The organism is Actinomycetospora termitidis, assembly GCF_030286555.1.
GTDB classification, from domain to species: Bacteria; Actinomycetota; Actinomycetes; order Mycobacteriales; family Pseudonocardiaceae; genus Actinomycetospora; species Actinomycetospora termitidis.
In genome coordinates this window covers 66462-87804 of the sequence record NZ_JASVWF010000002.1, presented here as the reverse complement: position 1 = coordinate 87804, position 21343 = coordinate 66462, and the positions used below count along the sequence as shown (strand labels likewise).

The following is a 21343-nucleotide window of genomic DNA, read 5'->3' as shown; positions in this document are numbered from 1 at the left end:
TTAGCACGCCTAACGTCAAGAGCATGACGACGACCGCGCTCGAGGGTGTCCGGGTGATCGACCTCGCGACCGTGGTGATGGGCCCGTACGCGGCCCAGATCCTCGGTGACCTCGGGGCCGACGTCATCAAGGTCGAGGCCCCGGGCGGCGACAGCGCCCGCCTGGCCCCGCCCGCCCGGCACCCCGGGATGGGCCACCTCGCCCTGAACGTGAACCGCAACAAGCGCTCGGTGACCCTGGACCTGAAGTCCGCCGACGGGAAGGCCGCGTTCCGCGACCTGGTCGCGGGCGCCGACATCCTCATCACGAACATGCGCCCCGGCGCCCTGGACCGGCTCGGTGTCTCGCACGCCGAGCTCGCCGAGCTCAACCCGCGCCTGATCACCTGCCGCGCGCAGGGCTTCCGCAGCGACTCCGACCTCGCCGACCGCGCCGCCTACGACGAGATCGTGCAGGCCGCGTCGGGCATGACCGACATCGTGCGCCGCGCGACCGGGACCCCCAGCTACGTCCCGACGGTGCTCGCCGACAAGGTGTGCGCGCTGACGATCACCTACTCCGTGCTCGCCGCGCTCGTCCACCAGCGCGCGACCGGGCGCGGACAGGAGATCGAGGTGCCGATGGCGGACACGATGCTCGCCTTCACCCTCGTCGAGCACCTCTCCGGCCACACCTTCGTTCCCGACGAGGCCTCGACCGGCTTCCACCGCTCGATGGCGGCCGGGCACGCCGCCGTCGGGACGCGGGACGGGTGGGCGTGCATCCTCCCGTACAGCCCGCGGAACATCGCCGACTTCTTCACCGCCGCCGGCCGCGACGACCTCGCCGCCGACGAGCGCTTCGTCGACCGCACGCAGCTCTCCCGCCACCACGAGGAGCTCTACGCCGAGATCGCCGCCATCGCGCCGACCCGCACCACCGAGGAGTGGGCGGACCTGTGCGCCGAGCACTCGATCCCGTTCGCCCCGGTGCTCGACCTCGAGACCGCCCACGAGGACCCGTACGTCGTCGGCGGCGGTCTCCTGACCGAGCAGGAGCACCCCAGCGAGGGCGGCTACCGCTCGATCGGGTTCCCCGTGCGTTTCTCGGAGACCCCCGCCGGGATGCGCACCCCGACGCCGCGCCAGGGCGACGACACCGCGGACGTGCTGCGCGAGCTGGGCCGGACCGAGGACCAGATCGCCGCCATGACCGACCGACCGATCGAGGAGTCCCGATGAGCACCACCACCGACATCACCACCGGTGCGCCGACCCCGGCGACCCCCGAGGACGTCCTGCCCCCGCTGCCCGGTGACTTCTACGGCTACGCCGACCTGCTCACCGCGGAGGACCAGGCGATCCTCGCGCGGGTCCGCCGCTTCGCCGAGGAACGCATCGCGCCGATCGCCGACCGGCAGTGGGCGAGCACCGAGTTCCCGTTCGACCTGCTCCCCGGCTTCGCCGAGCTCGACGTCGTCGGGCTCGGCCGGGCGTGGCCGGACCGGCCCGCGCACTCCAAGCTCCTCACCTCGATGGTCAGCATGGAGCTCTCGCGCATCGACCCGTCGATGGCCACCTTCTTCGGCGTGCACGGCGGGCTCGCGCTCTCCTCCATCGACCTCTGCGGCTCCGACGAGCAGAAGGAGCGCTGGCTGCCGGCGATGCGGCGGATGGAGAAGATCGGGGCGTTCGCGCTCTCCGAGCCGCACGGCGGGTCGGACGTCGCGGGCGGGCTCGAGACGACGGCCCGCCGGGAGGGCGACGAGTGGGTCCTCGACGGCGCCAAGCGCTGGATCGGCAACGGCACGTTCGCCGACCTCGTCGTCGTCTGGGCGCGGGACACCGAGGACGACGAGGTGAAGGGCTTCGTCGTCGAGAAGGGCACGCCCGGGTTCACCGCGACGAAGATGGAGGGCAAGCTCGCGCTGCGCACCGTCCAGAACGCCGACCTGACCTTCGAGGGCGCCCGCGTCCCGGAGGCGAACCGGCTCCCCGGCGCGGGGAGCTTCAAGGACACCAACCGGGTCCTGCGCGTGACCCGCGGCGGCGTCGCGTGGAACGCGGTCGGCGTCATGATGGGCGTGTACGAGTTGGCCCGGGACTACGCCCTGGAGCGGGTGCAGTTCGGGCAGCCGATCGCGTCCTTCCAGCTGGTCCAGGACCACCTGGTGACGATCCTCGGGCGGCTCTCGACGTCGCTCGCGCTGGCGGTGCGGGTGACCCAGCTCCAGGACGCCGACCACTTCCGCGACGACCAGGCGGCGCTGGCCAAGCGGGAGGCCACGATCGCCCTGCGCGAGGCGGTGGCCCGGGCGCGGGAGGTGCTCGGCGGCAACGGCGTGCTGCTGGAGAACAAGGTGACCCGGTTCTTCAACGACGCCGAGGCGCTCTACTCCTACGAGGGCACCCGTGAGATCAACACGCTCGTCGTCGGCCGCTCGATCACCGGCATCGGTGCCTTCGTCGGGCACGCCCCGACGCGCTGAGACGCCGTGAGCGGGCGCACTTCTCCCGTTTCGAGGGACGGGAGAATCGCCCATCCGCCCCCATGGCTACGGCAACGCACTACCTCGAGGTCAACGCACCCGCCGCGAAGTGCTACCAGTGGTGGCGTCCGCTGACCCACCTGCCCGAGATCATGGACGACGTCACCTCGGTCGAGCCGAAGTCTGGCAACGCCGACGTGACGCACTGGAAGGTCGACGGCCCGCTCGGCAAGCAGATCGAGTGGGACGCGAAGATCATCGACGAGGAGACCGACCGCAAGATCGCGTGGAAGTCGCTCGAGGAGAGCAACAACCACGTCGAGACCGGCGGCGCGGTCCGCTTCGACCCGCACGGCGACACGACCGGCGTCGAGGTGAGCCTGCACGTGGAGACGCCTGCTGGCGCGGTCGGTGACCTCGGCGCCAAGCTCTTCGCCGACCCGCAGAAGAAGATCGAGAAGGCCCTCGAGGAGTTCAAGCGCCTCATGGAGGCCCCCTCGCACTGAGGTCGCCACACACGCCTAGCCCGCTCGGGACCGTCCGGTCCCCGGCGGGCTCACGTGTGTCGGGGCACCCGTTGGCAGCGCGGGCACCAGTACGACGACCGGTTCATGAACGCCGAGCGCCGGATCGCGGTCCCGCACCGGTAGCACGGCTCGTCCTCCCGGCCGTAGACCGCGAGGGACCGCTCGAAGTAGCCCGACTCCCCGTGCACGTCGACGTAGAGCGCGTCGAACGACGTCCCGCCCTGCGCCAGCGCCTCCGTCATCACCTCGGTCGCGGCCCCGAGCACGTTCCGGACGTCGGGTCGGGTCAACCGGGCGGTCGGGCGCAGCGAGTGCAGCCGCGCCCGCCACAGCGCCTCGTCGGCGTAGATGTTGCCGATCCCGGACACGACGGTCTGGTCGAGCAGCGCGCGCTTGAGCTCGGTGCGCCGCCGGCGGTAGGCGCCCACCGCGGCCTCGAGGTCGAAGCGCGGGTCGAGCGGGTCGCGGCCGATGTGGGCGACCGGCACGGGGACGCGCTCCCCGTCGGACTCCACTGTGTCCACGGCGGTGAGCCCGCCGAAGGTGCGCTGATCGACGAACCGCAGCTCGGCTCCCCTATCGGCGTGCTCCCCTTCCTCGGAAAAGCGCAGACGCACGCGCAGGTGCTTCTCGTCCTGCCGGTCGCCGGGCTGGACGAGCAGCTGGCCGCTCATGCCGAGGTGGGCGAGCAGCGCGGTGTCGTCGTCGAGGTCGATCCACAGGAACTTGCCGCGCCGGCGGGCGGCGACGAGCGTGCGCCCGGCCAGCCGCGCCGCGAGCTCGGTGCCTCCCCCGGGCTGACGGCGCACCGACCGCGGGTGCAGCACCTCGACCGACGTGACGGTGCGCCCCACGGCGTGGTCGGCGATCCCGCGCCGGACGACCTCGACCTCGGGCAGCTCGGGCACGTGCGTGGTCTACGAGGTCCCGACGGGGCCGTTCAGCGACTCGTACGCCGCCTGCGCCGCCTTCTGCTCGGCGTCCTTCTTGGTCCGCCCGGTGCCCGTCCCGAGGCCCTCACCGGTGACCACGGCGGTCGCGGTGAACTCCTTGGCGTGGTCCGGACCCTCCTCGGTGATCCGGTACTCCGGCACACCGCGACCCGCGGCGGCCGTGAGCTCCTGGAGGCTGGTCTTCCAGTCCAGGCCGGCGCCGAGGCGAGGGGCCTGGTGGAGCAGGTCGCCGAAGAGCCGCGCGACGAGCTCGCGGGCGACGTCGATGCCGTGCTCCAGGTGCACCGCGCCGAGGATCGCCTCCACGGCGTCGCCGAGGATCGAGTCCTTGTCGCGACCGCCGGTCATCTCCTCGCCGCGGCCGAGGTACATCAGCTCGCCGAGACCGAGGGCACGCGCGACGCTCGCGAGCGCGTGCATGTTCACCACGCTCGCGCGCAGCTTCGCGAGCTGGCCCTCGGGCAGGTCGGGGTGCTCGCGGTACAGGCGTTCGGTCACCGCGATCCCGAGCACCGAGTCCCCGAGGAACTCCAGGCGCTCGTTCGTCGGCAGCCCGCCCTTCTCGTAGGCGTACGAGCGGTGCGTCAGGGCGAGCCGCAGCAGCTCGGGATCGACCTCGATCCCGAGCAGTCGGCTGAGCCGCTCGGCCGGCGACCCGTCCTGCTCCGTGGCGCCGGCCGCGCTGGCGGCCACGCCGGTCAGGCCGGGGTGACGGCCCGGCGGCCGGCGTACTGGCCGCAGGTGGGGCAGGCGACGTGCGGCGGCTTGGGCTGGCCGCAGGCCTTGTTCTGGCACGCCACGAGGGTCGGCACGGACGCCTTCCACTGCGAGCGGCGGGCGTGGGTGTTGGCGCGCGACATCCGGCGCTTCGGGACGGCCACGGTACTCGATCTCCCTCTACTGCATGTTCTCTGTGTTGCTGCCGCCGGCGAAGCGTTCCTGCAGGGCGGCCCAGCGAGGGTCAATCCTCTCACGGGCACTCCCGGCGGGCACGAAGGCCCATGCCTCCTCGTCGGGCGAGGGCACGCCGGCGCAGTCGTCGCTGCACAGCGGGGCGTTCGGCAGCTCCAGCAGCACGGCGTCCCGGACGGCGGGCTCGAGGTCGATCTTCTCGTCGACGATCCGCGCGACGTCCTCCTCGTCCGTCGTCTCCTCGGTGACCGAGTCGGGGTAGGCATAGAGCTCGGTGACGTCGACCTCGACGTCGTCGGTGACCTCGCCCAGGCAGCGCGAGCACTCGCCGACGACGTGCGCGCTCACCGTGCCGCTGGCGAGGACGCCCTCGACCACGGACTCCAGGCGCAGGTCGAGGTGGATCGGATCGCCCGCGGGGACGCCGATCACCTCCAGGCCGAAGTCGGCCGGGGCGGGCACGTCGCGGACCCAGGGCTTCATGGTGCCGGGCCGGCGCGAGAGCTCGCGCAGGACGTCGACGACCCACGGACTGGTCGCGTCGGGGGCGGCAGTGTGCTTCTCAGTCATCTCACCCGGACCAACGTGCTGCGCGTCGGGACGTGTTCCCGACGACGGGTCTGGTCCGACCGTTCAGCCTACGCGTCGGCCGTCCCCGGGCCCTCCCCCCGCCGAGCGAACGGCACCCTCGCAGCATCTATGCACGCGAGAGTGCCGGTCGTTCCCTGCGGGGCGAAGGCGTGCGGCCCTACGCGCTGGCCCGTTCGGCCTCCTCGCGCGCCGCCGCGCCGACCTGGCCGGTGCGCAGCTGGTGGCGGTGCCGCCCGACGGTGTCGAGCACCGACTCCAGGGTCTCGGTGAACTCGGCGAGCGCGGTGTCGACGTAGTGGTCGCAGTCGGTGCGCGCCTCGTGGGCGTCCTCGGCGGCCCGGTCGAGGATGCGACCGGCCTCGTCGCGGGCCGCGAGGGTCACCTCGTGTTCCGAGACCAGGCGCTGCTGCTCGGTCCGGCCGTCGGCGACCGCGCGGTCGTAGCTCTGGCGCCCCGCCTCGGCCATCCGGTCGGCCTCGGCGGCGGCCCGGTCGGTGAGGTCGGCGTACTCGCGGCGACCCCGGGAGACGACCCGCTCGGCCTCGTGCTCGGCCTCGGCGATCATCTGCTGGGCCTGCTCGCGTGCCTCGGCGAGGAGGCGGTCGGCCTCGGTCCGCGCCTCCTCGGTCGCCCGGGAGGCCTCCTCGGTCGCGTCGTCGACGAGCTTGTCGCGGTGGTCGAGGACGTCCTGGGCGTCGTCGAGCTCACCCGGGATGGCCTCGCGGATGTCGTCGAGGAGCTCGAGGACGTCGCCCCGCGGCACGACGCAGCTCGTCGTCATCGGGAGCCCGCGCGCCTCCTCGCAGATCGTCACGAGCTCGTCGAGCGCCTCGAACACCCGGTACACGCCGATCCACCTCCCGCGTCGAAGACCGCCCGCCAGTGTGCGGCGCCCGCTGCGCCGCCCGGCGCATTGCGGCGTGTCGCGGCGTGTCCGGCATGGGTTGTGTCAAGCTTACTTGTCATTTCGTCGCGCAAGCACGACACTCTCGCCATGACCACGACGACGGAGGAGCGCATGAGCACACGGCGGTACCTGACCGAGTTCGGCACCGCCATGGCGGCCTACGTCGTCGTGGTGGTCATCTCCGGCGCGGTGGTCCGGGCCCATCCCGACGCCGGGTGGCGCTACGTCGTGGCCGTCACGCCACTGGTCCCGGCGGTGCTGGCGACGGTGGTGGTCCTGCGCCACGTCGGGCGCCTGGACGAACTCGAGCGCCGCATCCAGCTCGAGGCGCTGGCCTTCGCGGCCCTCCTGACGGGCCTGGCCACCTTCACCTGGGGCTTCGTCGAGCTCGCCGGAGCGCCCGCGATGCCGCTGGTGTGGGTACTGCCGATGCTGGTCGCCCTCTGGGGCGTGGGCCAGGCCGTGGCGCGTCGGCGGTACCGGTGAACAACCGGCTGCGCGTGCTGCGCGCGGAACGGCGCTGGTCCCAGGCGCACCTCGCCGGCGAGCTCGGCGTCTCGCGCCAGACCGTGAACGCCATCGAGAACGAGAAGTACGACCCCAGCCTGCCGCTCGCCTTCGCGATCGCCCGGACGTTCGGCCTGCCGATCGAGGAGATCTTCAGCGAGAGCTGAGCCGCTCGAGCAGGGCCCGGTGCACACCCGCCGTCAGGAAGGCCGAGACGTCCCCGCCGCCACGGGCGACCTCCTTGACCAGCGAGCTGGAGACGAAGGTGTGGGCGGGGTCGGCGGTGAGGAAGACGGTGTCGACGCCGGTGAGGTGCCGGTTCATCTGCGCCATCGGCAGCTCGTAGGCGTAGTCGGTGTCCGAGCGCAGCCCCTTGGCGATGACGCCGACGCCCTGCTCCGCGCACCAGTCGACGAGCAGCCCGGAGAAGGCCGCCGTCGTCACGTTCGGCAGGTCGGCGAACGACTCCGCGAGCAGCTCCCGGCGCTCGTCGACCGAGAACAGGCCCTGCTTGTTCGGGTTGATCGCGACCGCGACCACCACCTCGTCGAACATCGCCGCGGCGCGCCGCACGACGTCCACGTGGCCGAGGGTGACGGGGTCGAACGAGCCGGGGCAGACCGCCTTCATGGTCGAGCTCCGCTTCGCTCCGTCTCCTGCCTCATGATCAGCCGTTATAGCAGGATCCGGGCGTGGACTACGTGCGGGACGACCTGGCCGCGCTCTACCCGCAGTTCGGCCTGCGGATCGCCCACGCCGGCCTCGAGCTCGCACCGCCCACCGACGTCGAGCTACTCGAGCTCGCCGCGATCGTGGCCGAGCCCGGGGGCGTCGTCGCGCCGGAGGAGGCGCACTACGTCACGTGGCGCTCCGGCGACGCGGACGCGGCCCGCGCCTTCCTCGAGCGGTCCTGGCAGCTGCGGGTCGCGCCCGGCGGCTCGTGGTTCGTCCCGTTCGCCCTGGTCGAGGGCGGACGGGTGGTGGGCCACGCGACGCTCGCGCGGAGCAGGAGTCCCGGGGAGGTGTGGACCTCGTCGTGGATCGCCCGGGCGGAGCAGGGCCGCGGGCTCGGACGACGGGTCCGCCTGATGCTGCTCGACCTCGCCTTCGTCCACCTCAACGCGACCCGCGCGGTGACCTCGGCCGCCGAGGACAACGCGGCGTCGCTGCGGGTCTCGCACCGCTGCGGGTACCGCGAGACGCACCGGGCCCCGCACGCCGACGGCACCCCGGAGATCCACCTCGCCGTCACCCCGGGCGCGTGGCGGCGGCGACGGCTCGACGGGGTGGTGGTCGAGGGGGTGGAGCCGTTCCTGGCGGCGGTCAGCCCAGCGTCGCGGTGATCGACGGGGGTCGGCCCGGGACGCCCGCGGCGACGCCGCCGTGGTCGTCGGTGCGGTCGGCGACGATCCGGGTCCCGGCGAACGCGGGCCGGGAGAGCCGGTAGTCCACCGACCGCACCGGCTGTCCGTGCCGGCGTGGGACCTCCAGGCACATCAGGGCGAGCAGCGGCCCGTGCACGACGAGCCCGGGATAGCCCTCGACCCCCGTGACGTAGGGCTGGTCGTAGTGGATGCGGTGGGTGTTGTAGGTCAGCGCGGAGAACCGGAACAGCAGGCGCTCGTCGGGGGTGAGCTCGACGGCCTCGTCGGACGGGGGCGGCGCCTGGCCGTCCTCGGCGTCGCCGGCCGGGATCCCCCGCGCCTGCCCGGGCGGCTGCGACCGGTAGACGACGTCGGACTCCTCCGTGGCCAGCAGGTCGTCGCCCTCGAAGAACTCCGAGCGCACCGTCACCAGCAGCATGTCGCCCGACCGGCCGTGCTTGACCTGCGAGCTCGCCAGCGACGACCGCCGCGTGTAGGTCTGCCCCACCCGCATCGGCTCACCGATCCGCAGCCGGCCGCCCGCGATCATGCGACGCCGGTCCGGGATCGGCGGGAGGAAGTGGCCGTGCAACGGGTGCCCGTCGTCGCCGAGCTCGTCGGAGCGCGGGTGCTCCAGGAAGCCGAACCAGTGCCACATCGGCGGCAGCGGGTCCCCCTCGCCGGCCACCGGATCGAGGTCGAACATCCCGCTCACGGCGGCCACGGTCCAGGCGGACGTGCCACCCGTCGTCGTGACCGGCTCCGGGGCCCATCCCTGCGTCGCGTCGGCGAGGTCCACGGTCCCGATCATCGGTGCAGGGCTCCCGTGCAAGCAATGCGTCAGTGCTTCGGCGCCTTCCCCCGCCACGCCAGGGACTGCGCGTCGAGGGCGCGGACCGTCTCCCCGCCCTCACGCAGCATCCGCTCCCCCTGGGCGACGGCGTGGGCGAGCTGGTCGGGGTCGAGCTTGCGGAACGCCCCGCCCCGGCCGCGGCCCAGGACGTCGTACCAGCACCCGCCCACGGCGTCGTCGAGCAGGACCCGGCCGAAGCAGTGGTCGTTGCTGATCACCCAGCCGTCGCGCCGGGCCGCTGCGGGCAGCTCGGAGCGCACCAGCTCCAGGTACCGCTCCTCCAGGCTCACCCGGTGGGCGTACCCAGGTGCAGCGTCGTCTCCCCGTACACACGCGGCTCCTCGGCGACGAGTCCCTCGGGCCACGCCGGGACCCGGGTCCGCGAGTCCCGCTCCAGCACGACGAGCCCGTCCGGCGACAGCCACGGCACCAGCAGGCCCAGCACGACGTCCACCTCGTCCTCGGTGCCGGCGTAGGGCGGGTCGACGAACACGAGGTCGACGACGTCGGTGGGCCGCTTGAGGAACGTGGTCACCGACGCGCGACGGACGAGGGCACCCGTCAGCCCCGTCGTGCGGGCGTTCGTCTGGACGAAGCCGCAGGCCCGGGGGTCGCGCTCGACCAGCGTCGCGGTCAGCGCACCGCGCGAGAGCGCCTCCAGGCCCAGCGCCCCCGACCCGGCGTAGAGGTCGAGCACCGTCGCGTCCTCGAGCACCCCGCGCGCCTCGAGCAGCGAGAACAGGGCCTCCCGCACCCGGTCCGAGGTAGGCCGCACGCCGTTCGGCGGCACCGCGATCCGCTGCCCGCCGGCCGTTCCCGCCACGATGCGACTCATCGGTGGATCACTCTAGGTCTCGAAGCACCGCACCTCGACCGCGTCGGGCCCGAGGACCGCGGACCGGAACACGATGCCGCCGCCCGGGCGCCCCACCCGCTGCTGCTCCACCACCGGCGTTCCCGACGGCAGGTCCGGTCCGAACTCGAGCCCGGCCGGTCCCGACGACGGGGTCGGGCCGGGCATCCCGCCGGCGGCGAGCCACGCCACGGCGGCACCGCCGCCGGACGCCCGGAACACCACGAGCCCGTCGATCCCCTGCTCGCGTCGCAACGGCCCCACCGAGACCCCGGGCGGCACCCCGGGCAACGCGCAGAACGCGACGGCGGACGCGATCTCGGCGGCCGTCGGCACCGCGGTGACCCCGCGGTCGAGTTCCACGTCCCGTGCCACCCAGCGGCCAGCGAGGACCGCGGCGCCGACCGTGAGCGCCAGCGCGACCACCCCCGCCGTCAGGACCAGCGCCGTGGCCCTACGCAAGCACCACGACCAGGTCGCCGCCCTCCACCTGCTGGACCGACCCGATCGCGAGGCGTTGCACCGTTCCCGACGACGGGGCGGTGATGGCGGCCTCCATCTTCATCGCCTCGATGGTGGCCAGGGTGTCGCCGGCGGAGACGGAGTCGCCCTCGCCGACCTGCAGCGTGACGACGCCGGCGAACGGCGCGGCCACGTGCGACGGGTCGGAGCGGTCGGCCTTCTCCGCGACCTTCACGTCGGTGTCGACGGCGCGGTCGCGGACCTGGACCGGGCGCAGCTGCCCGTTGAGGGACATCAGCACGGTCCGCATCCCGCGCGCGTCCGGCTCCGAGATCGCCTCCAGCTCGATGAGCAGCTGGACGCCGGGTTCGAGGTCGACGGCGTACTCGGTCTCGCTGCGCAGGCCGTAGAAGAACTCCTGGCTGCGCAGCACCGAGGTGTCGCCGTAGGCGGTCCGGTGCTCGCGGAACTCCGTCGTCGGGCCGGGGAAGAGCAGCTCGTTCAGCGTGCCCGCGCGCTCGGCCTCCAGGCCCTTGCGCTGGTCGTCGGTGAGCTCGGCGAGCCCCGGCCGCTCGGACCGGCCCTCCAGCGCGCGGGTGCGCAGCGGCTCGGGCCACCCGCCGGGCGGGTCGCCGAGCTCGCCGCGCAGGAAGCCGATCACCGAGTCCGGGATGTCGAACCGGGACGGCTCCGCCTCGAAGTCGGCCGGGTCCACCCCGGCCCCGACGAAGTGCAGCGCGAGGTCACCGACCACCTTCGAACTCGGGGTGACCTTCACCAGGTGCCCGAGCATCCGGTCGGCCGCCGCGTAGGCGTCCTCGACCTGCTCGAACCGGTCACCGAGGCCGAGCGCGACGGCCTGGGTGCGCAGGTTCGACAGCTGACCACCCGGGATCTCGTGGGTGTAGACCCGGCCGGTCGGCGACGCCAGCCCGGACTCGAACGGCGCGTAGACCTTGCGGACCAGCTCCCAGTACGGCTCCAGGGCGTTCACCGCGTCGAGGGACAGACCGGTCTCCCGCTCGCTGTGATCCGTCGCGGCGACCAGGGCCGACAGCGAGGGCTGCGAGGTGGTCCCGGCCATCGAGGCGACCGCGGCGTCCACCGCGTCCACCCCGGCGTCGATCGCCGCGACCAGGGTGGCGAGCTGCCCGCCCGCGGTGTCGTGGGTGTGCAGGTGGACGGGCAGGTCGAACCGCTCCCGCAACGCGGTCACGAGCGTCCGCGCCGCGGGCGGGCGCAGCAGCCCCGCCATGTCCTTGATCGCCAGCACGTGCGCGCCCGCGTCGACGATCTGCTCGGCCAGGCGCAGGTAGTAGTCGAGGGTGTAGAGGTCCTCGGCCGGGTTCATCAGGTCGCTCGTGTAGCAGAGCGCGACCTCCGCGACCGCTCCGCCGGACTGGCGCACCGCCTCGATCGCCGGCCGCATCTGCGAGACGTCGTTGAGCGCGTCGAAGATCCGGAAGATGTCGATCCCGGTGCGGGCGGCCTCGGCGACGAAGGCGTCGGTCACCTCGGTCGGGTACGGCGTGTAGCCCACGGTGTTCCGGCCGCGCAGCAGCATCTGCAGGCACAGGTTCGGCACGGCCTCGCGCAGCCGGGCGAGCCGCTCCCACGGATCCTCGGCCAGGAAGCGCAGCGCGACGTCGTAGGTGGCTCCGCCCCAGCACTCCAGCGACAGCAGTTCCGGCGTGGACCGGGCCACGTGCGGCGCGATCTCCAGCAGGTCCCGCGTCCGCACCCGGGTGGCCAGCAGCGACTGGTGGGCGTCGCGGAAGGTGGTGTCGGTGACCGGCACCGTGGTCTGCTCGCGCAGCCACGCCGCGAACCCCTCCGGCCCGAGCTCCCCGAGGCGCTGGCGCGACCCGTCCGGCGGCGCCTGCCCGAGGTCGACCGCCGGCAGCTTCTCGCGCGGGTCGACCAGGTCGGGCGGGGTCCCGTGCGGCTTGTTGACGGTGACGTCGGCGAGATAGGTCATCAGGCGCGTGCCACGGTCGGCCGGGGCGCGGGCCGCGAGCAGCTCCGGGTGCTCGGCGATGAAGCTCGTGGTGACGCGGCCCTCGCGGAAGTCCGGCTCGTCGAGCAGCGCCATGAGGAACGGGATGTTGGTCGCGACCCCGCGCACCCGGAACTCGGCCAGGGCCCGACGGGACCGCCGGACCGCCGTCGTGAAGTCCCGCCCGCGACAGGTCACCTTGACCAGCAGCGAGTCGAAGTGCGCGCTGATCTGCGCGCCGGCGAAGGCGGTGCCGCCATCGAGACGCACGCCCGACCCCGACGCCGAGCGGTACGCCGAGATCATCCCGATGTCGGGACGGAACTCGTTCGCCGGGTCCTCGGTGGTGATGCGGCACTGCAGCGCGAAGCCGTGCAGCGCGACCGCGTCCTGCGAGAGCCCGAGGTCGGCCAGCGTCTCCCCCGAGGCGATGCGCATCTGGGCCGCGACGAGGTCGACGTCGGCGACCTCCTCGGTGACCGTGTGCTCCACCTGGATCCGCGGGTTCATCTCGATGAAGTGGTGGTGGCCGTCGGCGTCGAGCAGGAACTCGACCGTCCCGGCGTTCACGTAGCCGATCGCGGTCGCGAACTTCACGGCGTCCGCGCAGATCCGCTCGCGCAGCTCCGGCGACAGGTTCGGCGCCGGCGCGATCTCGACGACCTTCTGGTGCCGCCGCTGCACGGAGCAGTCGCGCTCGAACAGGTGCATGACGTGGCCCTCGGCGTCCGCCAGAATCTGCACCTCGATGTGCCGCGGGTCGATCACCGCCTGCTCGAGGATCACCGTCGCGTCCCCGAATGCCGACGACGCCTCGTTCATCGCCGCGGTCAGCGCGTCCCGCAACGCGCGCTCCTCGCGCACCAGCCGCATCCCGCGCCCGCCGCCGCCCGCCACTGCCTTGACGAACAGCGGGAACGTCATCTCCGCCGCCGCGGCGAGCAGCGTCTCGACGTCGTCGGACGGGTCCGACGAGTCCAGCACCGGCACCCCGGCCTCCCGCGCCGCCGCGACCGCACGGTGCTTGTTGCCCGCCATCGCCAGCACGCGGGCGGGCGGGCCGATGAAGGTGATCCCGGCCTCGGCGCACGCCGTCGCCAGCTTCGGGTTCTCCGAGAGGAAGCCGTACCCGGGGTAGATCGCGTCGGCGCCCGCCTTCTGGGCCGCGCGGATCATCTCCTCGATCGAGAGGTACGCCCGGACCGGATGGCCCTCCTCGCCGATCTGGTACGCCTCGTCGGCCTTCAACCGGTGCTCGGACTGGCGGTCCTCCACCGGGAACACCGCCACCGTCGCCGCCCCCAGCTCGTACGCGGCGCGGAACCCCCGGATCGCGATCTCGCCGCGGTTGGCCACGAGCACCTTGCGGAACATCGACCGTCCTCCGTCCGGGGTCGTCCGGCGTGCCAGCCTGACGGGTGCACGCCCCCGGCGACACCTCCGGAGGTCGGGCACGAGCCGGCGCACGGTACCGCGGCCGATCATGGGCGCGCGTGGAACTCGGGCCCGCCCTCCGGTACCAAGGAGGAGAGAGACTCGGCGTTCGACGTGGCGGGAGGCCCCGGGATGGCACGGACCAGCTCGCCGTTGCGCCGATCGGCCGTGCCCTGGCTCTACGCCCTCGCGGTGCTGCTGACGGTGATCTCGCCGCTGGTCCTCCTCGGCGCCTGGGTCGGCGACGGGACGATCGAGGGCCTCGGGCAGGCCGTGGTGCTCGCGATCGCCGACCTCGTGGCCGCCGCGATCGCGGCGATCGTCGCCACCGTGCTGGCCGCCCGGCGCGGCGTGCGTCGGGTGCGCTCGGTCGTCCTCGGTCATCCCGACGGCCGGCCGGGCCGGCTCGACGAGCACCGCTCGGCGCGGTGGAGCCTCGCGCGCGACCGGTTCGCCGCGCTGCAGCGCGACTACGCCGCCTTCGAGTCCGACCGCGGCGCGGTGGCGGCGCGGCCCGCCCTCGCCGACGTGTCGGTGCCGGCCACCGCGCGGTTCGTCGAGGCGCTCGGCGACGCCCAGGTCCTCGCCACCCCGACCGAGCCGGGCAGCCCCCGGCGCGAGGAGTTCGTGGCCGCGGTGGACCACGCGGTCGCGGCGTGGGACGACGCGCGGCGCGAGGCCGACGCGCTCGCCGGGGAGCGCCCGCAGCCGGCCGTCGAGCCGGGGCGCCCGATGCCCGGCCCCGGCACCACCCGGGCGCCCCGCAGCGGCGCGCCCGCGGACGAGTACGCCGCGGTCGCGGACGCGGTGAAGCAGGCCGCCGCGCGCGGGATGCGCGACCTGCGGGGTCGGCTCAAGGCCTGAGCCTCATCGGCCTGAGTGCCGCGAGCGCCCGGATCGCCGCCGCGGTCGCGCGCGGCCGGTCCTCCTGGAGGTAGTGCCCTGCTCCCGGGACCACGACGACGTCGGCGCCCGGCAGGGTCGCGGCGCTGATGCCCGGTGCCCCGCCCTCGAGAGCGGTGGCCGGGACCGCGAGCGGACGGGGGTCGGCGCGGTTGCGGGCGGCGTCCCGGGCGAGCGCGCGGTACCGACCTATGGCGGCGTCGTAGCGGCCCGGGGCGGAGTAGGCCCGGACGGCGTCGTCGAGGGAGCCCGACGCCTCGACGGCGGGGTCGCCCACGAACGCCCGGAGCACCTCGCGCTCCCGGCCGGCGACGGCCGCGGCCAACGCGCCGGGCGGGGCGGCGGCGAAGGCCGCGACGTGGGGCGGGGCGAGCTCCTCGAGGCCGCGCCCGGGCACGCCGCCGCCGGAGAGCACCAGCCGGCGCACCTGGTCCGGCCGGTCCCGCGCCCAGGCGTACGCCGGCATCGCGCCCATGTCGTGCCCGACGACGACCGCCGGCGGGAGTCCGAGTGCGGTCGTCAGGCCGGCGAGGTCCGCCGCCAGGGTGGTGGCGTCCGGATCGCGGACCGCGCCGGGGTCCGAACACCCGGCGCCCCGCAGGTCGGGGACGACGACGCGGTGGTCGGCGGCCAGGTCGAGGGCCACGGTCCGCCACGTCCGCCACGTCTCCGGGACGCCGTGCAGCAGGACCACCGCGGGCGCCCCGGGCGGGCCGCCGGTCGCGACGTGCAGGCGCACCGCGCCGACGTCGACCCACCGGCGCTCGAGTCCGGGCACGTCGGCACCGCAGCGGGACGAGGCCGCCGACGGCACCGGGAGCAGGACGGTCGCGAGCACCACCGCGAGGACGCAGCGGGCGACGAGGACCACGGCTCCGGGGTGTCCGCTCGACCGCCGGTCGACGCCCGCCGTCCGTTGACGGATCTACGACTGCGTGCCGTGACCATGTGATGCGCGGAACATCACTCGATAGGACCCGAATGAGGAGCCGACCGGCGGGACACCCTGGGACCAGCGGCGCGAGGCGTCGCGCCAGACCTTCGGTGCTCGGGAGCTGGGGAGCGTCCGTCCACCGAACACGGCCCGGGGTTCCCTTTCGGGGAGGGGACCCCGGGCCACTTCTCGTTCCGGGGTCTTCCGGGGTCAGACCACCCGGCGCGCGCCGACCGCGTTCTTCTCGATCTTCGACAGCGGCGTGAACTTGACGTCCTGGCCGCTGGTCGGCGCCTCGATCACCTTGCCGTTGCCGACGTACATGACGACGTGGCTGACCGGGCTGTAGAGGAAGATCAGGTCGCCGGGCTGCAGGTCGTCCATCGAGACCTTCTCGCCGACCTTGGACTGCGCCGCCGAGGTACGCGGCAGGTCCTTCCCGGCCTTCTCGAACGCGTACTGCATGAGCCCGGAGCAGTCGAAGGAGTTCGGCCCGGTCGCGCCCCAGACGTAGGGCTTGCCGAGCCGGGACTTGGCGGCGGAGATGGCGTCCTGCGCCATCTGCTGCCCGGCCGAGAGCTGCGGCTTCGCCGGCGCCGGGGCGGCGGCCTGGCGGGCGCTCGCGGCGACCGTCTTGTACTGCGGGGCCTGCGCCGGGGCGGCGGCGGGCGCGACGACCGGCATCACCTGCGTGATCGCCGCGGTCGCCTGGTGGACGGCCGGCAGGCTCATGTTGCTCGCGGCGAGGTTCGTCGGGATCGCGACGTCGCCGGTGGTGGCGGGCTCGTCGGCCGACGGGAGCAGCCCGTGCGCCGCGGCACCGCCGGCGCCGGCGAGGGCACCGAGGGCGGCGAGCGAGAGGCCGGCCGTCGTGGCGGCACGGCCGAGCGGGGCCTGCGGGGCGACGCGACGACCGTGGTGCTGGTCCGTGGCACGGCGGCGCTCGGGCGCGCCGTGCGCGCCGCGGCCGGCCATGTCCTGCGGGATCGGACCGAGCGAGCCGGTCGTCGCCGCATGCGGGGCGCGGTGGCGCCCGTCCCGGACAGCGTCGACGGTCCTGACCGGCGGGAGAACTGCGGTCATGCGTCGTCTCCACGCCCGCCGGTGATCTTCTCCGGAGCGTCGTGACGCTCACCTGGTCGACCTGCCGCTGGGGAGTGCGACGGACCGACGATCTCCGTCCCGTCCTGGACGTCGTGCGCTCCGGGGAGGCCGCCGGACGGGAACCGGGCGAAGCGGCCGAGCGCATCGGGACGCTGTTGCGAACCGACCGCCAGACCGTAACCGAACCGTGACCGTCCCCGGCCACCCGGGAGCTGCGTGTCGCGCCCGGAGGTCGACACCGCGCGCCGATCGGTTACCTCACGGTATCCGGCCGGTCACCAGCCGTGGGCCACGACGAGCGGCCGTCAGAGCTTGTCCAGGAAACCTGCACCCTCGTCCCCGACCACGGCCCGGACCAGTCCGGCCAGCCGCGGGTGGTGGTGCAGCGTCGGGTCCCCGGCGAGCACCGAGCGGGCCACCTCGCGCGCCTCGGTGATCTCCTCGAGGTGCCGACGCACCGAGAGGAAGCGGAGCGTCTTCCGGCGTCCGGCCTGCTCGGTGCCCAGGACGTCGCCCTCGCTGCGCAGCTCGAGGTCGAGGTCGGCCATCGCGAAGCCGTCGTGGATCTCGGCGATCCGCCGGAGCCGCTCCATCGGCGGGCCCTCGTACTCGCTGACCAGGAAGCAGGACGAGGCCGTGTCCCCGCGCCCGACCCGCCCCCGCAGCTGGTGCAGCTGCGAGACCCCGAAGCGCTCGGCGTCGAGCACGACGATGACGGTGGCGTTCGGGACGTCCACGCCGACCTCGATCACGGTGGTCGACACGAGCACGTCGACCGCGCCCGCGGAGAAGCGCCGCATGACGTCGTCCTTCTCCTCCGCGGGGAGCCGTCCGTGGAGCACCTCGAGGCGCAGGCCGGCGAGCGGCCCCGTCGCGAGCAGCTCGGCGACCTCGAGCGCCGCGAGCGGCGGGCGGCGCTCCTCGCCGGTGGGACCGGCGTCGGGCTCCTCGTCGTCGGGCGGTCCGTCGTCGCCGATGCGGGGGCAGACGACGTAGGCCTGGTGCCCGGCGTCCACGTCCTCGCGCACCCGCTCCCACACGCGCGCGAGCCACTTCGGCCGGTTGCCGGGCACCGCGTGGGTCTCGATCGGCTTCCGCCCGGCGGGCAGCTCGTCGAGCACGGAGTTCTCGAGGTCGCCGTACACCGTGAGCGCGACCGTCCGCGGGATCGGCGTCGCCGTCATGACGAGCAGGTGCGGCGCGGTGGGGCCCGGGCGGGAGCGCAGCTCGTCGCGCTGGCGGACCCCGAACCGGTGCTGCTCGTCGACCACGAGCAGCCCGAGGTCGGCGAAGCCGACCTTCTCCTGGATCACGGCGTGCGTGCCGACGACGATCCCGGCCTCGCCGGACTGCACGGCGAGCAGCGCCTGCTTGCGCTCCTTCGCCCCCAGCGACCCGGTCAGCAGGACGACCTTCGTCGCCTGTTCGCTGGTGTCGAGCTCGACGGGCTCGTCGCCGTCGTCGTCAGGGTCGTCTCCGAACAGCCCGGCCGGCTCCCCCGCCCGTCCGAGCGGGCCGAGCATCGCGCGCAGCGACCGTGCGTGCTGCGCGGCGAGCACCTCGGTCGGCGCGAGCAGCACGGCCTGCCGCCCGGCGTCGACGACCTGCAGCATCGCCCGCAGCGCCACGACGGTCTTGCCCGACCCGACGTCGCCCTGCAGCAGCCGGTTGAGCGGCGTGGTGGTGGCCAGGGCGTCGGCGAGCTCGTCCCCGACGCGGCGCTGCCCCGCGGTGAGCTCGAACGGCAGGCGGGCGTCGAAGGCCGCCGCCAGCCCGTCGTCGGTGCGGGGGCAGGCGGGCGCCGGCCGGGTCACCGCGTTCAGCCGCTCCCCCTGCAGGGCCAGCTGGAGGCCGAGCGCCTCGTCCCAGGTCAACCGGCGCATCGCCGGGCGGGCGGCCTCGAGCGTGGCCGGGAGGTGGATGTCGCGCAGGGCCCGCCCGAGGTCGATGAGGCCGTGCCGCTCGCGGACCTCCGCGGGCACTGGGTCGATCGGGTCGTCGAACACGTCGAGGGTCTGCCGGACCGCGGCGAGCAGCTCCCAGGTCTGCACGTCCTTGGTGGCCGGGTAGATCGGCGTGACCGGCGGGAGCTTGATCGACTCCGTGTCGTCGCCGTCGGGGTCGGTCTCGTCGTCCCCGGTGCTGATCCGCATGGCGCGCGGCGAGCCGAGCTGCCAGCGGTCGCGGAACTTCTCGAGCTTGCCCGCGAAGAAGGCGCGGCTCCCGACGGGCATCGTGCGCACGCGCCACGGCTGGTTGAAGAACGTCACCGACAGCTCGAGGTCCCCCGCAGCCACCGACATCGTCGTGATGTGGATCTGCTTGCCGCCCCCGCGGCGGAACTTGCGCTCGCCCCGGGCGCTGCGCACCTCGGCGATCATGTTGACCTGGTCGCCCACCGACAGGTCGCGGGGATCCATCTTGTCGAGGTCGTTCACCGTCTCGTAGCGGCGGGGCAGGTGACGCAGCAGGTCGCCGACCGTCTCCATCTCCAGGTGCTTGCGCAGCACGGCGGCCGAGCGCCCCCCGATGGCCTCGGCGAGGGGGGAGTCCATGTGCACCACGGCCTCAGCCTGCCACCCGGGTCCGACAGTGCCCTGCGGGCTCGGCTACCCTGGACTCCTGCCACGCGGTGAGTCGATTCCCGCGTGCTCTGGTGTCCCGAGGTCGAGAGGTGTCTGAAGTGGCTGCGGTGTGCGACGTGTGCGCGAAGGGCCCCGGGTTCGGGAAGTCGGTCTCGCACTCCCACCGCCGGACCAACCGCCGGTGGAACCCGAACGTGCAGACCGTGCACGCCCGGATCGGCGGCGGCAACCGGCAGCGCCTGAACGTCTGCACCTCCTGCCTGAAGGCGGGCAAGGTCAGCCGCGCCTGACGCGCCCCCGCGAGGTCTCCGGGCCCGGTACGCCCTCGGCGTGCCGGGCCCGTCGCTTTCCCCGGCCCCGTTCCCGACGGCGGGTGCGGGCGTCAGCTCGCGAGGTCGTCGAACTCGCCGTCCCGCACGCCCCGCACGAACGCGTCGATCTCGGCCCGCGTGTAGTGCAGGACCGGCCCCTCCCGGTCACCGAGGGCCCGCACCAGGAGCCCGCCGTCCGGATGCCGCGCCGTCTCGAGGCCGGCCGCGGACGCGGTCCACCCGCCGTCGTGCGATTCGATCATGGGAGAGCCCCTCTCGGGGTGGTGACGGGTCGAGCGATCCGCCTCACGCACATGCGTCCGTCCTTGCGTCTGCACCGTACGTAGGTGAAGATCGAACGGAATCATCGGACGGCGATGTGCGACGAGCGGGGGTCACGGTGAGCCGACCGGGTGCCCCCACCGACGCCGCCGATCCCTCGGCCGGGGAGCCGCGACTGCCGCGGACACCACGCACGGTGCACCGCCGCTCGGCCCCCGTGGCCATCCGGGTCGTGTCCCGTCGGCTCTCCGCGGACGAGGTCGCCGCCGAGGTCCCCCCGCCGCGCCCCGCGTCCCCGGCCTCCGGTCCGATCCCCACGCCGGCCGGACCAGCGCGGCCCGCCCGGCCCGCGACGGGCGCGGTCGCCGTGCTCCAGGACGCCCCGCTGCCCTCCCCCGAGGTCGTCGGCCTCCCCGCCCGGGCCGAGCGCCCACTGCCGGTGGTCGACCGCCGGCGCCCCCGGCGGCCCTTCGCGCGCCTGCTCGCCCTGGTGCGCGGCCGGCGCCGCGCCGAGGCGGGTCGGCACCGTCCCGACACCATCCCGAGTCAGGGGTGGAGCATGTTCGCCCCGCACCGCCGGTCCCGGCGGCGCTTCGGCGGCCGTCGCTGACCTGCCCCGCCCACCGGGATCGGAGCGAACGGCACTCTCGCAGCGTCTACGCGCGCGAACGGCCCGTTCGTTCAGCCGCGACCGGTCCCGACGCTCAGGGCAGGCGCCAGTCGACGGGCTCGTCCCCGAGCTCCTCGAGGTAGGCATTCACGCGGCTGAAGGGCCGCGAGCCGAAGAAGCCGCCCGCGGCCGACATCGGGCTGGGGTGGGCCGACTCGACCGTCGGGACGTCCTCGCCCAGCAGCGGCGTCAGCGACCGCGCGTCGCGGCCCCACAGCAGGGCCACGAGCGGCTGGTCGATCCGCTCGACGAGGGCCGTGATGGCCTGCTCGGTGACCTTCTCCCAGCCCTTGTTGCGGTGCGAGCCCGGCGCCCCCGGGGCCACGGTGAGGACCCGGTTGAGCAGCAGCACGCCCTGGTCGGCCCACGGGGTCAGGTCGCCGCTGGTGGGCGGCGGGTGGCCGAGGTCCTCGCCGTACTCGCGGAAGATGTTCAGCAGGCTCTTCGGGAGCGGGCGGACGTCCGGGGCGACCGAGAACGACAGGCCGACCGCGTGTCCCGGCGTCGGGTAGGGGTCCTGCCCGACGACGAGGACCCGGACCTGCTCGAACGGCTGCTGGAACGCCCGCAGCACGTTCTTCCCGGCCGGGAGGTACGTGCGGCCCTCGGCGACCTCGGTGCGCAGGAAGTCGCCCATCGTGGCGATCGTGTCGGCGACCGGCTCGAGCGCCTCGGCCCATCCCGCCTCGACGGACTCGGACAGCGGGCGGGCCATCAGCGGGACCCGG

At 74.0% G+C, this 21343-nt stretch carries 25 protein-coding genes; 9 read left to right on the top strand and 16 right to left on the bottom strand.

Features of this window, described 5'->3' with window-relative positions:
- The first annotated feature begins 23 nt into the window (after positions 1 to 23).
- The 3 genes from QRT03_RS08325 to QRT03_RS08315 all read left to right on the top strand — a co-directional run bounded on the left by QRT03_RS08325 (position 24) and on the right by QRT03_RS08315 (position 2973).
- A complete protein-coding gene (locus QRT03_RS08325; protein ID WP_286052188.1) occupies positions 24 to 1220 on the top strand; it encodes a CaiB/BaiF CoA transferase family protein in 1197 nt (398 codons plus the stop codon).
- Between the two features lie 65 nt (positions 1221 to 1285).
- The gene (locus tag QRT03_RS08320) at positions 1286 to 2467 is read left to right on the top strand and encodes an acyl-CoA dehydrogenase family protein (RefSeq protein ID WP_486598983.1); all 1182 of its coding nucleotides are present in this window, start codon (positions 1286 to 1288) and stop codon (positions 2465 to 2467) included.
- 62 nt (positions 2468 to 2529) lie between these two features.
- Positions 2530 to 2973 (top strand): SRPBCC family protein, encoded by a 444-nt coding sequence (locus QRT03_RS08315; protein WP_286052185.1) that lies wholly within the window; start codon positions 2530 to 2532, stop codon positions 2971 to 2973.
- A 50-nt stretch (positions 2974 to 3023) separates the two neighbouring features.
- On the opposite strand, the gene mutM is transcribed toward QRT03_RS08315, so the two are convergent.
- The 5 genes from mutM to QRT03_RS08290 form a co-directional block, all read right to left on the bottom strand.
- On the bottom strand, positions 3024 to 3902 hold the full coding sequence (gene mutM, locus QRT03_RS08310; protein WP_286052184.1) for a bifunctional DNA-formamidopyrimidine glycosylase/DNA-(apurinic or apyrimidinic site) lyase: 879 nt from the start codon (positions 3900 to 3902) through the stop codon (positions 3024 to 3026).
- Between the two features lie 9 nt (positions 3903 to 3911).
- Positions 3912 to 4640 carry a ribonuclease III gene (gene rnc / locus QRT03_RS08305; protein ID WP_425604802.1) on the bottom strand — a complete coding sequence of 243 codons (729 nt, stop codon included), beginning with the start codon at positions 4638 to 4640 and terminating at the stop codon, positions 3912 to 3914.
- Positions 4641 to 4645: 5 nt separating this feature from the next.
- Positions 4646 to 4828, bottom strand: coding sequence for a 50S ribosomal protein L32 (gene rpmF, locus QRT03_RS08300; protein ID WP_179794247.1), 183 nt, complete (start codon positions 4826 to 4828; stop codon positions 4646 to 4648).
- Between the two features lie 16 nt (positions 4829 to 4844).
- Positions 4845 to 5429: a YceD family protein gene (locus tag QRT03_RS08295; RefSeq protein WP_286052182.1), complete on the bottom strand. Its 585-nt coding sequence runs from the start codon at positions 5427 to 5429 to the stop codon at positions 4845 to 4847.
- Positions 5430 to 5607: 178 nt separating this feature from the next.
- Positions 5608 to 6297, bottom strand: a complete 690-nt coding sequence (locus QRT03_RS08290; RefSeq protein WP_286052181.1) for a F0F1 ATP synthase subunit B — start codon at positions 6295 to 6297, stop codon at positions 5608 to 5610.
- 147 nt (positions 6298 to 6444) lie between these two features.
- Here QRT03_RS08290 and QRT03_RS08285 point away from each other — a divergent pair, with 147 nt between their 5' ends.
- Positions 6445 to 6843 (top strand): hypothetical protein, encoded by a 399-nt coding sequence (locus QRT03_RS08285; protein WP_286052180.1) that lies wholly within the window; start codon positions 6445 to 6447, stop codon positions 6841 to 6843.
- The gene (locus tag QRT03_RS08280; protein WP_286052178.1) at positions 6840 to 7031 is read left to right on the top strand and encodes a helix-turn-helix transcriptional regulator; all 192 of its coding nucleotides are present in this window, start codon (positions 6840 to 6842) and stop codon (positions 7029 to 7031) included. The genes QRT03_RS08285 and QRT03_RS08280 overlap by 4 nt, the downstream gene beginning before the upstream one ends.
- On the opposite strand, the gene coaD is transcribed toward QRT03_RS08280, so the two are convergent.
- A complete protein-coding gene (coaD, locus tag QRT03_RS08275) occupies positions 7018 to 7494 on the bottom strand; it encodes a pantetheine-phosphate adenylyltransferase (protein WP_286052177.1) in 477 nt (158 codons plus the stop codon). The two genes, QRT03_RS08280 and coaD, sit on opposite strands and share 14 nt — an antisense overlap.
- Before the next feature lie 62 nt (positions 7495 to 7556).
- Here coaD and QRT03_RS08270 point away from each other — a divergent pair, with 62 nt between their 5' ends.
- Positions 7557 to 8207, top strand: coding sequence for a GNAT family N-acetyltransferase (locus QRT03_RS08270; protein WP_286052176.1), 651 nt, complete (start codon positions 7557 to 7559; stop codon positions 8205 to 8207).
- On the opposite strand, the gene QRT03_RS08265 is transcribed toward QRT03_RS08270, so the two are convergent.
- The 5 genes from QRT03_RS08265 to QRT03_RS08245 are packed head-to-tail and all read right to left on the bottom strand — an operon-like array spanning position 8188 to position 13766.
- Positions 8188 to 9039 (bottom strand): HTD2 family dehydratase, encoded by an 852-nt coding sequence (locus tag QRT03_RS08265; protein ID WP_286052175.1) that lies wholly within the window; start codon positions 9037 to 9039, stop codon positions 8188 to 8190. The genes QRT03_RS08270 and QRT03_RS08265 overlap by 20 nt on opposite strands.
- 29 nt (positions 9040 to 9068) lie before the next feature.
- Complete coding sequence (locus QRT03_RS08260; protein ID WP_286052174.1) at positions 9069 to 9371, bottom strand: hypothetical protein; 303 nt, start codon at positions 9369 to 9371, stop codon at positions 9069 to 9071.
- Positions 9368 to 9916, bottom strand: coding sequence for a 16S rRNA (guanine(966)-N(2))-methyltransferase RsmD (gene rsmD / locus QRT03_RS08255; RefSeq protein ID WP_286052173.1), 549 nt, complete (start codon positions 9914 to 9916; stop codon positions 9368 to 9370). The genes QRT03_RS08260 and rsmD overlap by 4 nt, the downstream gene beginning before the upstream one ends.
- A gap of 12 nt (positions 9917 to 9928) precedes the next feature.
- Positions 9929 to 10396, bottom strand: coding sequence for a hypothetical protein (locus QRT03_RS08250; protein WP_286052172.1), 468 nt, complete (start codon positions 10394 to 10396; stop codon positions 9929 to 9931).
- On the bottom strand, positions 10389 to 13766 hold the full coding sequence (locus QRT03_RS08245) for a pyruvate carboxylase (RefSeq protein ID WP_286052171.1): 3378 nt from the start codon (positions 13764 to 13766) through the stop codon (positions 10389 to 10391). Before QRT03_RS08245 ends, QRT03_RS08250 begins: the two co-directional genes overlap by 8 nt.
- 192 nt (positions 13767 to 13958) lie before the next feature.
- Here QRT03_RS08245 and QRT03_RS08240 point away from each other — a divergent pair, with 192 nt between their 5' ends.
- A complete protein-coding gene (locus QRT03_RS08240; protein WP_286052170.1) occupies positions 13959 to 14690 on the top strand; it encodes a hypothetical protein in 732 nt (243 codons plus the stop codon).
- Here the strand turns inward: QRT03_RS08240 and QRT03_RS08235 are convergent.
- The 3 genes from QRT03_RS08235 to QRT03_RS08225 all read right to left on the bottom strand — a co-directional run bounded on the left by QRT03_RS08235 (position 14680) and on the right by QRT03_RS08225 (position 19322).
- Positions 14680 to 15600: an alpha/beta fold hydrolase gene (locus QRT03_RS08235; RefSeq protein ID WP_286052168.1), complete on the bottom strand. Its 921-nt coding sequence runs from the start codon at positions 15598 to 15600 to the stop codon at positions 14680 to 14682. The two genes, QRT03_RS08240 and QRT03_RS08235, sit on opposite strands and share 11 nt — an antisense overlap.
- A 273-nt stretch (positions 15601 to 15873) precedes the next feature.
- Positions 15874 to 16746: a C40 family peptidase gene (locus tag QRT03_RS08230; protein WP_286052167.1), complete on the bottom strand. Its 873-nt coding sequence runs from the start codon at positions 16744 to 16746 to the stop codon at positions 15874 to 15876.
- A 326-nt stretch (positions 16747 to 17072) separates the two neighbouring features.
- Positions 17073 to 19322: an ATP-dependent DNA helicase RecG gene (locus tag QRT03_RS08225; protein ID WP_286052165.1), complete on the bottom strand. Its 2250-nt coding sequence runs from the start codon at positions 19320 to 19322 to the stop codon at positions 17073 to 17075.
- Positions 19323 to 19450: 128 nt separating this feature from the next.
- Between QRT03_RS08225 and rpmB the strand changes: the two genes are divergently transcribed.
- Positions 19451 to 19642, top strand: coding sequence for a 50S ribosomal protein L28 (rpmB, locus tag QRT03_RS08220; protein ID WP_286053333.1), 192 nt, complete (start codon positions 19451 to 19453; stop codon positions 19640 to 19642).
- A gap of 92 nt (positions 19643 to 19734) precedes the next feature.
- Here rpmB and QRT03_RS08215 read toward each other — a convergent pair whose 3' ends face one another.
- Positions 19735 to 19926 (bottom strand): DUF397 domain-containing protein, encoded by a 192-nt coding sequence (locus QRT03_RS08215; protein ID WP_286052164.1) that lies wholly within the window; start codon positions 19924 to 19926, stop codon positions 19735 to 19737.
- A gap of 137 nt (positions 19927 to 20063) precedes the next feature.
- On the opposite strand from QRT03_RS08215, the gene QRT03_RS08210 reads away from it, so the two are divergent.
- Positions 20064 to 20555: a hypothetical protein gene (locus tag QRT03_RS08210; protein ID WP_286052163.1), complete on the top strand. Its 492-nt coding sequence runs from the start codon at positions 20064 to 20066 to the stop codon at positions 20553 to 20555.
- 94 nt (positions 20556 to 20649) lie between these two features.
- Here QRT03_RS08210 and QRT03_RS08205 read toward each other — a convergent pair whose 3' ends face one another.
- Positions 20650 to 21333, bottom strand: a complete 684-nt coding sequence (locus QRT03_RS08205; protein WP_286053332.1) for a uracil-DNA glycosylase — start codon at positions 21331 to 21333, stop codon at positions 20650 to 20652.
- Positions 21334 to 21343: the final 10 nt, after the last annotated feature.